The sequence below is a fragment of the Litoreibacter sp. JB4-2 genome (genome assembly GCF_055693445.1).
The window spans coordinates 3,502,690-3,516,016 of record NZ_CM146334.1; the positions used below are offsets into that span (position 1 = coordinate 3,502,690).

Annotated in this window: 17 protein-coding genes; 14 read left to right on the plus strand and 3 right to left on the minus strand. The window is 57.2% G+C overall.

Annotation, left to right across the window (positions count from 1 at the left end):
• Positions 1-3 precede the first annotated feature (3 nt).
• Positions 4-780, minus strand: coding sequence for an SDR family oxidoreductase (locus ACZ1G7_RS17510; protein WP_472660663.1), 777 nt, complete (start codon positions 778-780; stop codon positions 4-6).
• Between the two features lie 96 nt (positions 781-876).
• On the opposite strand from ACZ1G7_RS17510, the gene ACZ1G7_RS17515 reads away from it, so the two are divergent.
• From ACZ1G7_RS17515 to ACZ1G7_RS17530, 4 genes are all read left to right on the plus strand, one after another.
• A complete protein-coding gene (locus ACZ1G7_RS17515; RefSeq protein WP_472660664.1) occupies positions 877-2,121 on the plus strand; it encodes an MFS transporter in 1,245 nt (414 codons plus the stop codon).
• Between the two features lie 57 nt (positions 2,122-2,178).
• Complete coding sequence (msrA, locus tag ACZ1G7_RS17520; RefSeq protein WP_472660665.1) at positions 2,179-2,841, plus strand: peptide-methionine (S)-S-oxide reductase MsrA; 663 nt, start codon at positions 2,179-2,181, stop codon at positions 2,839-2,841.
• Positions 2,842-2,988: 147 nt separating this feature from the next.
• Positions 2,989-3,858, plus strand: coding sequence for a 50S ribosomal protein L11 methyltransferase (locus ACZ1G7_RS17525; RefSeq protein ID WP_472660666.1), 870 nt, complete (start codon positions 2,989-2,991; stop codon positions 3,856-3,858).
• A 72-nt stretch (positions 3,859-3,930) separates the two neighbouring features.
• Entirely contained in the window at positions 3,931-4,284 is a 354-nt protein-coding gene (locus ACZ1G7_RS17530) for a hypothetical protein (RefSeq protein ID WP_472660667.1), read from the plus strand.
• Positions 4,285-4,355: 71 nt separating this feature from the next.
• On the opposite strand, the gene ACZ1G7_RS17535 is transcribed toward ACZ1G7_RS17530, so the two are convergent.
• Positions 4,356-4,547, minus strand: a complete 192-nt coding sequence (locus tag ACZ1G7_RS17535; RefSeq protein WP_472660668.1) for a DUF1127 domain-containing protein — start codon at positions 4,545-4,547, stop codon at positions 4,356-4,358.
• A gap of 343 nt (positions 4,548-4,890) precedes the next feature.
• On the opposite strand from ACZ1G7_RS17535, the gene ruvC reads away from it, so the two are divergent.
• The 4 genes from ruvC to ACZ1G7_RS17555 are packed head-to-tail and all read left to right on the plus strand — an operon-like array spanning position 4,891 to position 7,704.
• Positions 4,891-5,397, plus strand: a complete 507-nt coding sequence (gene ruvC / locus ACZ1G7_RS17540; protein ID WP_472660669.1) for a crossover junction endodeoxyribonuclease RuvC — start codon at positions 4,891-4,893, stop codon at positions 5,395-5,397.
• Positions 5,394-6,029, plus strand: coding sequence for a Holliday junction branch migration protein RuvA (gene ruvA, locus ACZ1G7_RS17545; protein ID WP_472660670.1), 636 nt, complete (start codon positions 5,394-5,396; stop codon positions 6,027-6,029). The genes ruvC and ruvA overlap by 4 nt, the downstream gene beginning before the upstream one ends.
• A gap of 19 nt (positions 6,030-6,048) precedes the next feature.
• Positions 6,049-7,071, plus strand: a complete 1,023-nt coding sequence (gene ruvB / locus ACZ1G7_RS17550) for a Holliday junction branch migration DNA helicase RuvB (RefSeq protein WP_472660671.1) — start codon at positions 6,049-6,051, stop codon at positions 7,069-7,071.
• Between the two features lie 6 nt (positions 7,072-7,077).
• A complete protein-coding gene (locus ACZ1G7_RS17555; RefSeq protein ID WP_472660672.1) occupies positions 7,078-7,704 on the plus strand; it encodes a hypothetical protein in 627 nt (208 codons plus the stop codon).
• Positions 7,705-7,708: 4 nt separating this feature from the next.
• Here ACZ1G7_RS17555 and ACZ1G7_RS17560 read toward each other — a convergent pair whose 3' ends face one another.
• The gene (locus ACZ1G7_RS17560; RefSeq protein WP_472660673.1) at positions 7,709-8,287 is read right to left on the minus strand and encodes an exopolysaccharide biosynthesis protein; all 579 of its coding nucleotides are present in this window, start codon (positions 8,285-8,287) and stop codon (positions 7,709-7,711) included.
• Positions 8,288-8,434: 147 nt separating this feature from the next.
• Between ACZ1G7_RS17560 and ybgC the strand changes: the two genes are divergently transcribed.
• The 6 genes from ybgC (at position 8,435) to ACZ1G7_RS17590 (ending at position 13,317) form a co-directional block, all read left to right on the plus strand.
• Positions 8,435-8,830, plus strand: coding sequence for a tol-pal system-associated acyl-CoA thioesterase (gene ybgC, locus ACZ1G7_RS17565; RefSeq protein WP_472660674.1), 396 nt, complete (start codon positions 8,435-8,437; stop codon positions 8,828-8,830).
• Between the two features lie 104 nt (positions 8,831-8,934).
• Positions 8,935-9,630, plus strand: coding sequence for a protein TolQ (tolQ, locus tag ACZ1G7_RS17570; RefSeq protein ID WP_472660675.1), 696 nt, complete (start codon positions 8,935-8,937; stop codon positions 9,628-9,630).
• A gap of 3 nt (positions 9,631-9,633) precedes the next feature.
• Positions 9,634-10,122 carry a protein TolR gene (gene tolR, locus ACZ1G7_RS17575; protein WP_472660676.1) on the plus strand — a complete coding sequence of 163 codons (489 nt, stop codon included), beginning with the start codon at positions 9,634-9,636 and terminating at the stop codon, positions 10,120-10,122.
• A gap of 6 nt (positions 10,123-10,128) precedes the next feature.
• Positions 10,129-11,259, plus strand: coding sequence for an energy transducer TonB (locus ACZ1G7_RS17580; protein ID WP_472660677.1), 1,131 nt, complete (start codon positions 10,129-10,131; stop codon positions 11,257-11,259).
• A 103-nt stretch (positions 11,260-11,362) separates the two neighbouring features.
• Positions 11,363-12,682: a Tol-Pal system beta propeller repeat protein TolB gene (tolB, locus tag ACZ1G7_RS17585; RefSeq protein ID WP_472660678.1), complete on the plus strand. Its 1,320-nt coding sequence runs from the start codon at positions 11,363-11,365 to the stop codon at positions 12,680-12,682.
• 104 nt (positions 12,683-12,786) lie between these two features.
• Positions 12,787-13,317, plus strand: coding sequence for an OmpA family protein (locus ACZ1G7_RS17590; protein ID WP_472660679.1), 531 nt, complete (start codon positions 12,787-12,789; stop codon positions 13,315-13,317).
• Positions 13,318-13,327: the final 10 nt, after the last annotated feature.

Below are 13,327 nucleotides of genomic sequence, written 5' to 3' on the forward strand. Positions count from 1 at the left end.
AACTCAGCTGGCGCTGACGAGTGGCAGGCCAAGGGCCGCACGCCCCTCATCTGTTTTCAGTGAAAAATCCTGGCCGAGCCAGGCGTCGCCGCCGGGACCGCAAAGATAGGCGAGGCCTTGGGCGACCCATTCGGGCGAGATATGAACGCTTGGGTCGAGCTGGCTAACCGGATTTATTCCGCTTTCTTTGATCTGAACTTGCATTTCCGTGGCGACGGTTCCGGGCGACAGGCCCATGACGCGGATGCCGTGCTCGGCCATTTCCTTGTGCCCAGATTTGGTTAGCGACAGGACGGCGGCTTTGCTGGCGCAATAATGGCTCCAACCTTCAAGCGCGTTGTAGGCGGCGCCGGAGGAGATATTGATGATCGTCCCGCCACCCTGCTTCTGCATCACGGGCATGGCCGCGTGGTAGCCGTAAAAAACACCCTTGAGGTTAACGTCAATGACCAGCGCCCAATCCTCGGGGTCGCAGTCGGTGATCCGGGCAATCGGGTCAACGAGGCCCGCGTTGTTGATCAGCACGTCGAGCCCGCCAAATGTGTCTACCGTCGCGTTTACGGCAGCGGCGACGTCGTGGTGCCATGCCACGTCACAAGCAATCGCTGCGGCTTGGCCGCCAGCTTCGGTGATTTCTGCTGCGATGCGCTGCGTGTCTTTGATGCTGCGCGCGGCGAGCATAACTTTGGCGCCCTCTGCCGCGAAGTGGCGCGCCGTCGCTTCGCCAATTCCACGCGATGCGCCTGTGATAAGAACCGATTTGTCTTTGAGATTGCTCATGCTGGGTGCCCTTAATGTTGCCGTACCTATACCCCAGCTTTCGCTGGCTGGGGAAGGGGCCTCGCCATTCTGTGCGAACAGGCGTATCGCTAAGACATGATTGGTGACACGCTGAGAACTGTTGAGCTGGCAGAGGCCCGCAAGCTGCCTTTCCACCGGCAGCCGGTCTTCTTGTTGTTCTTGATGGCCTTCGCCATGCCGATTGCCTTTGCGACTTGGTCTGCGCTTTTGAACAACTTTGTGATCGAGGCAGCAGGTTTCACGGGTGTCGAAATTGGCTGGCTGCACACAGTTCGCGAGATTCCTGGTTTTCTGGCCGTTGGCGTTATTTTCCTGATCATATTCGTACGTGAACAGGTCTTGGGGCTGGTGTCGCTCATCCTGCTGGGCGCGGCCTCCGCCGTAACAGCCTATTTCCCGAGCTTTGGTGGGATTTTGCTTCTGACGCTGCTTTCGTCTGTTGGGTTCCACTATTACGAGACGGTCAATCAGTCGTTGCAGTTGCAATGGATTGAAAAAGACCGTGCGCCGCAAACCTTAGGGTGGCTTACGGCGGCGGGGTCTTTTGCATCGCTGATCGCCTATGGCGCGTTGGTGCTGACCTGGAAGGCGTTTGAGCTGAGCTACAGTTTTGTTTACCTAAGCTCTGGTGGTATCACCGTCGCAATTGCCGTTTTTGCAATGCTCTACTTCCCGCAATTCGAAGCGCCAGACCCGCAAGTCAAGAAAATGGTGCTGCGCCGCCGCTACTGGCTGTATTACGCACTGCAGTTTATCTCAGGTGCGCGCCGCCAGATTTTCATCGTGTTTGCCGCTTTCATGATGGTCGAGCATTTTGGCTTTGACGTGGAAGAGGTCACGGCGCTGTTTTTGATCAACTATGTCGCCAACATGATTTTCGCGCCAATCATCGGCAAGGCCATTCACCGCTACGGCGAACGGAATATGTTGTTATTCGAATATACGGGCTTGAGCCTGGTGTTTCTGGCTTATGGCGGGATCTATTATTTTGGTTGGGGCGTGGTCGTGGGGGCCGTGCTCTATGTGCTAAATCATCTATTCTTCTCGATGGCCTTTGCGATCAAAACCTATTTTCAAAAGATTTCCGCGCCTGAGGATATTGCGCCCACAGCCGCTGTGGCCTTCACCATCAACCACATTGCGGCGGTGTTCTTGCCGGCAGGGCTGGGCTATCTCTGGGTTGTCTCACAGGTGAGCGTCTTTGTCCTGGCGGCGGGTATGGCGGTGATCTCGCTCGTTTTGTCTGCGCTCATTCCGCGCAACCCGATGCCCGGCCATGAGACCATCTTCGCGCAACGTATAGCACGACCGGCGGAGTAGAAATTCGGCGCACTCCGCCTATTTAAAGAAAGAAGCTTCAGGAAGGAGACCCTCCCCATGTTTGGATTTGCCCGCAAAAAGATCGAGCTTGTGACGCCGGAAACGGCTTTGCCGGGCCGTGCCGAGCCGATTGCAACGGCGGAGACGCATTTCATCAATGGCCGCCCGCTGGTTATGGATGTGCCGGACGGGATGGAGGTTGCGATGTTTGGCATGGGCTGCTTTTGGGGCGTCGAACGGATGTTCTGGGGGCTCGATGGTGTTTATCTGAGCATGGTCGGATATGCAGGTGGGTTCACACCTAATGCGACCTATCAAGAAGTTTGCACGGGCCAAACCGGCCATAACGAAGTTGTGCGCGTGGTCTATGACCCCTCGGTCATTTCATATGACGCCTTGCTGCAAGTGTTTTGGGAAGGACATGATCCGACCCAAGGTATGCGGCAGGGCAATGATATGGGCACGCAATACCGGTCAGGTATTTACACCTACAGCCCGGCGCAGGCAGCGGCGGCCAAAGCGGCAAAGTTGCTATTTGCACCGCGTTTGGCCGAAGCGGGCTACGGCGAAATTACGACTGAAATCGTAGATGCGCCGACGTTCTTTTTTGCAGAAGACTACCATCAGCAATATTTGGCAAAAAATCCAAACGGCTATTGCGGCATCGGTGGCACGGGCGTGAGCTGCCCGATTGGTACCGGCGCGAGCGCGGGCACGTGATCTGATTGTGCGGGCCTAAAAGGCCCGCGCGCGATGTTTTGCGCGGCGTCCGCCACGCGCCGCCTTATTGCAAAGCCTGCGCTTAGTTGACGAAGTCGGGCCGCTTGCCTAGGGCTGCAGGAAAGAATTGTCAGCCGCGAGAACCTCATGCCTACATTTACTGCCTTGACGACGTTGTTGGGGGAAGCCCCAGCACAAGCTTTGGGCGAAGCAATGGAACAGCTTGTGCCGGAACCAACCGGTGTAGGGGTGTTTGAGGTCGAGGACGGCTCAGGGCTGTGGGAAGTTGGCGGCTATTTCCTGGACGCCCCGGACGGCATTGCCCTTGCAATTTTGGCGGCGGCGCATGGAGCGAAAGACTTTGTTGTCTCCGAGGTGCCGGACAAAGATTGGGTCGCTCATGTCCGGCGTGAATTGGCGCCTGTCGAGGCAGGACGGTTTTTTGTCTACGGTGCCCATGACGCGGATAAGAAACCTGATGACAAGATTTGTTTGCTCATTGAGGCTGCCATGGCTTTTGGGACCGGACATCACGGCACAACTTTGGGCTGCCTTCTGGCATTGGAAGACTTCATTTCAGAAGGCGGTGTGTCGGAGCGCTGCGCTGACATTGGCTGCGGCACTGCAGTTCTGGCAATGGCGGCGGCAGCAGTTTGGAAAAACAAAGTGATCGCCAGCGACATAGATGCAGTTGCGGTTGAGGTTGCGGAGGTCAATTTGGCCGCCAATGGTATGACAGGCATGGTCAGCTGTGTCGAAGCTGCCGGTTTTGACCACCCTGATTTGGCGGCATCCGCGCCCTTTGATTTGGTTTTTGCCAATATCTTGAAACCGCCGCTTTTGGCATTGGCGGGCGACATTGCGGCCAATGTGGCACCAGGCGGCACCATTATTCTGTCGGGTCTATTGGTCGAACAAGGCGCTGAAGTTCAGGCCAAATACGAGGAATTTGGCTTTAAACTGTCGCAAAGACGCGACATTGGCGAATGGACTGCCATCAGAATGACAAAATATTAGGAAAACTATTAGGTGCAGGCTGTATTCCTGCCGTACAAAGCGATGACTTTAGCTGGGGAGCTTCGTTCTAACGTGGCCGACGCCAACAGAAATAGATTTGATCAACGCCTGAGCGTGTTGAAGAAAAAGGCCGATCCTAAGGTGCGCATCGAAAGACGCGTTCAAGAAGATGGGCTGGTTGTTGATGTTGCTAAATCCAGTTCCTCGCCTGTCAGTGTTCTGCCAATCAAGGGTTTCTTGGTCGCTGCCGTCATATTTGTGGCGTTCAAATCGTTTCTTTTGGCCGAAATTGGCGAGACTGAGTATTTGCAACGGCTCGACGACATGAAAAAGGGATCAGCGGTTGAGGTGTCTGCGGCCTTTTTGCTCGATATCGACCCTGCGACCCGGGTTATTGCGACAGCACTGATGAAGACGCTGGGCTAATAATCATTGATTGAAATGAAAAAAAGCCACGCATTGCTGCGTGGCTTTGTCGTATCCGGCTTTCGCCGATGTTACATGTTTTCCAGATCGTTGCGGCTCAGACCGATGTCTGCGAGCTCGCGGGTTGTCAACTCGCTCAGCGCTTTGCGTGTCACGCGGCGGTCGTTCCAAACCATGATTGCGCCGAACAAGCGGGTGAACAGAGTGGTTGGGTTGGCCCGGACGCCTTCGTTCAGCGCGCGGGAGGATTCGAATACAGCCATTGAAGTCGTCCTTTTATAAGTTGATGCATTTTTCAGCAGTTTGATGTCTTGATCGGCAAATAGGGTTGTTCTTCGTAAGGAACAATCGCAATTTCTGCATGCCCCCTATGCATTTTCCACATAGGTCAGTTCGTAGGTTAACTATATGAATAAAAACAATAAAATTCAGAAATTTGGGTCGTTAATAGCGTCGAAAAACGTGTTTCTGAAACGTCAACAAAGGAACGTGTCGAAAAACGACATGCGATAAGACGTTTTTTGCCCTTAGATGCGTTGTCTTGGCAAATGTTCTCGTTTCGTGCTAGCACTGCTTTAAGCAAAACAAACCGCAAAGGTGGGCAGTATGCGTGTGATTGGGATTGACCCGGGGCTCCGCAATATGGGCTGGGGCGTGATCGCCGTAGACGGATCGCGGATTTCGCATATAGCTAATGGGGTTTGCCGGTCGGAGGGCGCCGATCTTGCCGGACGCCTGCTGAGCCTTCATCAACAGCTGACCGCGGTTATTGCCAGTCACCAGCCTGATGCGGCGGCGGTCGAGCAAACGTTTGTTAACAAAGATGGGGCAGGCACGCTAAAGCTGGGACAGGCACGGGGTATTGCGATGCTCGCGCCCGCACAAGCGGGGCTGTCGGTGGGCGAATACGCGCCGAATTCGATCAAGAAGACTGTCGTCGGGGTGGGGCATGCCGACAAGCGGCAGGTTGACCATATGGTCCGGTTGCAGCTTCCCGGTATCGAGATTGCTGGGCCAGACGCTGCTGACGCGCTTGCGATAGCGCTTTGTCATGCGTGGCATGGGCGCGCGCAAACGGGGCTCGCCCGTGCGATACAGAAAGCAAGCGCATGATCGGAAAGCTGACCGGTCTTTTGGCGCATCGCGCCCCTGATCATATCATGATCGATGTCGGCGGCGTCGGATATGTTGTCTATTGTTCCGAACGGACCTTGGCTGGACTTCCCGGCCCTGGCGAAACAGTTGCGCTGTATACGGACCTTCTTGTGCGTGAAGATTTACTGCAGCTCTTTGGGTTTACCAGCCTTGTTGAGAAAGAATGGCATCGGCTGTTGATGGGCGTGCAAGGCATTGGGGCGAAAGCATCGATGTCGATATTGGGCGCCTTGGGTGTGGATGGCGTGTCCAAAGCAATCACATTGGGCGACTGGAATGCGATCAAAGCGGCAAAGGGCGTCGGCCCCAAGACCGCGCAAAAGGTGGTTCTTGAGCTGAAGGATAAAGCTCCGGGCGTTATGGCCTTGGGCGGGTCTCTTTCACAGGCGACAGGGGTTGCCACAGCCGATGTCATTGAGCCCATACAAGGCGCGAGCGGAGCCGCGCAGGCGGAGGCTCTGTCAGCCTTAGTCAATCTGGGCTATGCGCATGGTGATGCGGCAAGTGCGATCGCGCAAGCCGACGACACGGTGGCTGAAACCCCCGATTTGATACGCGCGGCGTTAAAGCTGCTGGCCCCCAAAGGGTGATAGGGGCATATGAGAGCGTATGAGCGAGCCTGACCCAACCCTGCGCCCCGACCGTCGCCCGGAAGACGCCGACCGTGCCTTGCGACCGCAGGGGTTAGACGAATTCATTGGCCAGGCTGAGGCGCGTGCCAACCTTCGGGTGTTTATTGAAAGCGCCAAGCAACGCGGCGAAGCGATGGATCACACGCTGTTTCATGGGCCGCCAGGCTTGGGAAAAACCACCTTGGCGCAAATCATGGCGCGTGAGCTTGGTGTCAATTTCCGAATGACCTCCGGCCCCGTGCTTGCGAAAGCCGGGGATTTGGCGGCCATTCTGACCAATCTCGAAGCGCGCGATGTGTTGTTCATCGATGAAATCCATCGGCTTAACCCGGTGGTTGAAGAGGTGCTCTACCCCGCCTTGGAAGATTTCGAGCTGGATTTGGTGATCGGCGAAGGCCCTGCCGCGCGCACTGTGCGTATCGAGTTGCAACCTTTTACCTTGGTGGGTGCCACAACCCGGCTGGGATTGTTGACGACGCCTTTGCGAGATCGGTTCGGGATCCCAACCCGGCTGCAGTTCTACACAACCGGCGAGCTTCATGAGATCGTCCGTCGCGGCGCGCGGCTTCTCGGGGTGCCTACGCAGGATGATGGTGCGCTTGAGATTGCCAAACGCGCCCGGGGCACGCCGCGGATTGCTGGGAGGCTTTTGCGTCGTGTCGTTGACTTCGCGCTGGTCGAGGGCGACGGGATCATTACCCGAACGCTTGCCGACAGCGCGCTGACCCGTTTGGGCGTCGACGGTCTTGGCCTTGACGGCGCGGATCGGCGTTATCTGAGCCTGATCGCGGAAAATTACCAAGGTGGGCCGGTGGGCATTGAAACGCTGTCCGCCGCCTTGTCGGAAAGCCGAGATGCATTGGAAGAGGTGATTGAGCCATATTTGCTGCAACAGGGCCTGATCCAACGGACACCGCGGGGCCGGATGCTTGCTGCTAAAGCGTGGTCGCATCTCGGGCTAAACCCGCCGAAAGGCCCGGCAGATATGTTTGAGGGATGAGCCGAGATGACGGTTGATGTGGCACGGTTTTTTACCCGCTCGGACGGCAGCTATGTGTTTGCCCGCTGGGGGCGGCCTATTGCTCCTGTGGTGTTCGGGGTTGAGGATCAGACGGTTAGCGTCCTCAAGGGTGCGATTGAGGCGGTTTGCAGTCTTGCAGGTCATGAGATGGCTGAAACCGACCCTGAGTTGGGCGTCAACTTTATGGTGTTTTTCATGCGCGAGTGGCAGGAGCTTCTGGACACGCCAAACCTCGACAAGTTGCTGCCGGAGCTGGACCAGCTTGTGCCCCGGTTGCGCGAAGCTGACGCTAACCAATACCGGATTTTCCGTTTTGACGCGGATGGCGGGATCAAGGCCTGCTTCGTTTTCCTGAAAATGGACGCGGTTATGGCGGATATTCCGGCCGACACTTTGTGCCTGGGGCAGGTGGTGCAATCCATTTTGTTGTGGTCGGATGAGGCTTTTCTGAATGCCTCCCCGCTTGCGTTAACCGGCAAAGATGTCGCGATCTTGCGCCCGGATGTAGGCGACATCATCCGCGCGAGCTACGACCCGGTCATGCCCGTCACGGCAAGTGATGTAAGCCATGCGCTGCGGCTGCAGGCGAGGATGCTCGCCCCAAAAGCCTAAGCTTTCAAGTGTTCAAAAGCGGGATGAGGCTGGACAGGCTGAGCACGGCGGCACCGCCGAGCAGCAAAATGATGCTGCGCACTGCCAGCGATGCGACGACCATCAGCGCTGCGATACCCATGACCTGAGGCACGCCCGACACGCCTGAGCCAATAACCGCAATCAGTCCAATCATGCCAATCAAGACGCGTGGCACAATATCAAACGGGGGCAACGTGGCCCAATGCCCGATCCGGCGTTTTTCTGAGGTTTCGGTGCTTTTCCAAAGCAAATAGGCGCGCAGAGCTTTTTGGAACACGCCAAGCCCGTTCAAAAAATCGCGAAACACTGCAGGCAGAAGCAAATGTGGCAAACGCAAAGCCATCTGGACGCCGACGACAAAAATGCATGCGCCCAAGAAGACAGCCAGCGGAGGGATTGCCCCAAGCGGCGTGATTAGCAGCAGCGCCGGAATGGCAACCAATGGGTAAAAGGACGCTTCACCCAATTCCTCAAGACCGGGTTGCAGATGCAGTTGCTGGGAAGGCGCAACACTGGTTGCCGCCTCCGCTGTCGGGGGCATAGGGTGCGAAAGATCAGCCATTGGGTTAGAGTGCCCCGGCGGCTGCTACGAACAAAGTAGGCGGAGCCATACCTTGTACAAAACGGCAGATTTTCGCCACCTTTGCGCATGCGCGATCGCTTGCTAAGGAGGGGTTAAGCGTCCCAAAACCGGAAGAGACCGACCCATATGGCACACGTATTTGAATGTCGCGTTTACTATGAAGACACCGATCTTGCCGGGATCGTGTATTATGCCAACTACCTGAAATTCATCGAACGTGCTCGCAGTGAATGGGTGCGGGAGCTGGGAATTGATCAGCGGGCAATGAAGGCCGCTGGGCTCGTTTTTGCCGTGCGGCGGGTTGAGGCGGATTACCTCAAGCCTGCAATTTTCGATGATGTCTTGTCTGTGGGAACAACGCTAAAGGAAATGACTGGCACCCGGATCGTGTTGCTTCAGGAAGTTTCACGCGGGTCGGAAGCCCTGTTCCGATCCGAAGTCACGCTTGTCTGCTTGGCCGAGACTGGCCGACCCGCACGCATCCCAGCGGATATTCGCGCAAAGATGGAAGCTCACATTTAATTTTTTCGCGCATCGCCAAGGAATAATGGCATTGCGGCGTCTGACATAGTATATGTGGCGAATAACAAGCCGCATCAAAGCGGCGCTAGGAAAAGAGCGGGTACATGGAAGCTGAGGCAATTGGCCTGGCCAGCGAGGTGGATTTTTCTCTCACCACGTTGTTCTGGCGGGCAACTCCAACTGTTAAAATCGTCATGGTGATGTTGATCGCCGCCTCTTTTTGGGGCTGGGCCATCATCGTGCAGAAATTCGTCAACTACCGCGTGGCGCGCGGGCAGGCGGATGCATTTGATCGCGCCTTTTGGTCCGGAGAGCCGTTGGACGAGCTGTTTGACAAGGTGGGATCGACGCCCACTGGCGCGTCCGAGCGCATATTTGCGGCTGGCATGACCGAATGGCGCCGGTCGCATCGCGAGGACGGCCAGCTTATCGCAGGCGCCACGGCCCGGATCGACCGATCCATGGACGTGGCGATCGCCAAGGAAGATGAAACGCTGAACTACGGGCTGGGCTTTCTGGCCACTGTGGGCGCGACCGCACCGTTTATTGGGTTGTTTGGCACCGTCTGGGGCATCAAACACGCGTTTGAAGAGATCGCAATTGCGCAAAACACCAACCTAGCTGTTGTAGCGCCCGGCATCGCAGAGGCGTTGGTTGCCACGGCATTGGGGCTGTTGGCGGCGATCCCGGCAGTAATTTTCTACAACAAGCTCAGCGCAGACGCGGACCGGCTCGCCAGCGGGTATGAGGCCTTCGCGGACGAGTTCTCGACGATCCTGTCGCGTCAGTTGGACGCCTGAACCATGGGCCCGGCAGCACAAGGCGCGGCAAGCGGCTCTCGCAGGGGGCGGCGGCGTAAGTCGAAGGCAAAGCCAATGTCAGAGATTAACGTCACTCCCTTCGTGGATGTGATGTTGGTGCTGCTGATCATCTTCATGGTCGCGGCGCCTTTGCTGACCGTTGGTGTGCCAGTTGAGCTCCCAAAAACGGCAGCGAACGCGTTACCGACTGAGGAAGAAGAACCGTTGACGATCACGGTTGAAGCCTCCGGCGAATTATCTATTCAAAACACACCGGTCGAGGCAGCTGTGCTGATTGGCCGGTTGCGCGCAATCGCGGCGGAACGGGCTTCGGACAAGGTGTTTTTGCGCGCCGACGGGGCGGTGTCCTACGCGCAGGTGGTTCAGGTGATGGGCGCATTGAACAATGCCGGGTTTTCCAACATTGGGCTGGTGACGGACACAGACGGGCCGTCCTTTGACGGTCAAGCCCCCGAGACGCAGGGCGAGTAAGCGCGGATGCGCTCTGATCCAAAATACGACATGAAAGCCGGGGCCTATGTGTCTGGGATCGGCCATGCAGGCCTGTTTGTTTGGCTGTTGATTGGCGGCTTGTTTGTCGCGCGCGACGATTTTGACGCGGTGACGATCACCGATGTGTCAATCATTTCAGTGGATGATTTTGAGGCCGCGCAACCAAGTGGCCCGGAAGTGTCAGAGGAACCTCCCAGCTTGCCAAACGCTGACGTGGAGACGCCTGACCCCGTGGCGGCAGAACCAGAACCGGTAGAATTAACGCCTGAACCGGCCCCAACACAAACCGATGTGCCAGCTGCCCCGCCTGAACCTGCTCCCGTACCCGCTCCACCCGAGCCGGTGACACAAGAGGGTGACCCTGGCGCAGTCGAACTGGGCCCCGAGACCGAAGAACCGACGCCGCCCGCCGCCGATAATATCGCGCAGGAGGTGACGGAGACGCCGGACCCGGATGTTCAAACCGACGATGTCGCGCGGCAAGAGGTTGCCCCCGATGCCGCGGCTGAGACGGTTCAAGAAGATAGCCAGGAAGAAACCGCCCCAGAAGAAACTACGACCGAAGTGGTTACCGAAGCAGACGAGCCGGTCACGCAAGCGCCAACGATTTCGCGGCGGCCGGGGCGCAAACCAGCGCCTCCCGCGCCCGCTCCGGCACCAACAGATGTTGCCGACGCACCGGAGGCGGAACCGAGCGTTCCCGGGCTTGAGGATCTGATTGAAGAGGCCGTGACCGAAGCCAATGAACCTGAGCCTGTGGCTGACAACGCTAATCCCGGCGGCGGTGACGGCACACCGATCACGCGCGCCGAAAAAGGGGCGTTTATTCTTGCGATACAGAGGTGCTGGAATGTGGGTGCGCTGAGCACTGATGCACTGAAAGTGACCGTGACAGTCGGATTTACGATGACACCAGACGCCAAGCCCGAGATCGGCTCGATCAATTTGGTCAGTGCAGAAGGTGGCACGGGCGGAGCGGTCGACAAAGCCTATGAAGCCGCACGGCGCGCGATCATCCGATGCGGCTCCGCCGGGTTTGGGTTGCCAGCTGACAAATACAACCAGTGGCGCGGGGTCGAAGTGAAGTTTAACGCGACGACGAAGGAAATTCGGTGAGCGCGTTATTGCATAACATGGGGCTAGGCCGGATGCTGCCGGAAAGACCCCAACAGAGGGACCGGCATGTTGCAATCTCGGCGCGCCGTGTGAGGATAAGAGCATGAAGACAACAGTTTTGGCGATCTTGAGCCTGATTTTCGTGAGCCTTTGGAGCGCTGCCGTGCTGGCGCAATCACCGCTGCGCATCGAAATAGACAACCCCAACATCGAACCTTTGCCCTTCGCGGTGCCCGATTTTATCGCGGAGACAGCAGGCGCGGATCAATACGCGCAGAACCTCGCGCGGGTTGTGGCGTCCGACCTGGCAGGTTCCGGGCTTTTTCGTGAAATTCCGCAGAATGCGTTTATCTCAACACTGACGAATTTTGACAGCCCGGTTCAGTTTTCTGATTGGAAAGCGATCAATGCGCAGGCCCTGATCTCAGGATCGGTCAGCACGGTTGGGGACGGGCAAATCGCGGTGAAATTCCGGGTCTATGACGTTTTCGCTGAACAAGAACTCGGGGGTGGACTGCAATTTGTTGGCTCCACCGATGGCTGGCGGCGTATGGCGCATAAAGTGGCCGATGCGGTTTATTCACGGATCACCGGTGAGGGTGCTTACTTTGACAGCCGTGTGACTTTCGTCTCAGAGACCGGCCCCAAGAATGCGCGCCAAAAACGGCTGGCGATTATGGATTATGACGGCGAGAACACTCAGTTTCTGACGACAGATCAGTCGATTGTGCTGGCGCCGCGGTTTTCGCCCGACGGGACGCGGGTTATCTACACCAGCTATGAGACGGGTACGCCGCAAATCTACGTGCTTGATCTTGCCAGTGTGAACAGGCGTCGGTTGGCCGAACAGCCCGGCACCATGACCTTCGCGCCACGCTTTTCGCCCGACGGGCAGTCGATTGTCTATTCGCTGACCACGGGGCGCAACAATGACATCTACAAGATGGACATCAATGGCAGCGCCCCTCAGCGTCTGACCAATGATCCAACAATTGAGACGGCCCCAAGCTTCGCGCCCGATGGCAGTCAGATTGTCTTTGAAAGCGACCGCTCAGGCACCCAGCAGCTTTATGTGATGCCCGCCAATGGCGGCGAAGCCACGCGGATATCTTTCGGGCAGGGGCGCTACAGCGCGCCGGTCTGGTCGCCACGCGGCGATTTGATCGCCTTCACCAAACAAAATCGTGGCCGTTTTCATATCGGTGTGATGAATGCTGATGGTTCGGGCGAGCGTTTGCTGACGGCGTCTTTTCTGGATGAAAGCCCGACTTGGGCGCCCAACGGACGGGTCTTGATGTTCACCCGTGAAAGCGCGGGCGCGGACGGGTCATCGACGCTCTACTCAGTCGATATTTCGGGCCGCAACTTACGTGCGATCCGTCAAAGCGCTTCAGACCCAAGCTGGTCACCGCTTTTGGAGTGAAGCAACTGAAATAACTTGTGCACGTCGCGCGCTTTCCCTTCGCCCGCCACACGTGCTATTCTGGAAAAAATCGAGCCAATAAGAGCCAACAAAGGACGGTAACAATGAAAACCCTTTCCACAGCACTTCTTATGAGCGCCGCATTGGCCCTGTCGGCCTGTTCCGGTGGCTTATTCAACCAAAGCGACCGCCTCGGCGGCACCGGCGCAAGCAATGGTGCAAACGGCGTCAATGGCAGCGGCATCACAACGGGGGCGCTTGCGCCAAATTCGGTGGCCTATTTTGACCAGACCATCGGCAACACAGTGTTGTTTGCGGTTGATCAGTCGACCCTCAGCGATGGGGCGCGCGCGGTCTTGGCGCAGCAAGCGGCTTGGCTTGTGGCGAACCCAACCTACACGGCGATCGTTGAAGGTCATGCGGACGAGCAGGGCACACGGATTTACAACCTCAACTTGGGCTCTAGCCGCGCGGCCGCAGTTCGCGACTATCTGGTGTCGCAAGGCGTTGCAGATGCGCGTTTGCAGATCGTGACCTACGGGAAAGAACGCCCGCTTGAAATCTGCTCCGAGGAAGCCTGCTATGCGAAGAACCGCCGCTCTGTGACGGTTATCGGCGCAGGCGCCACAAGCTAAAGGTTTCGAA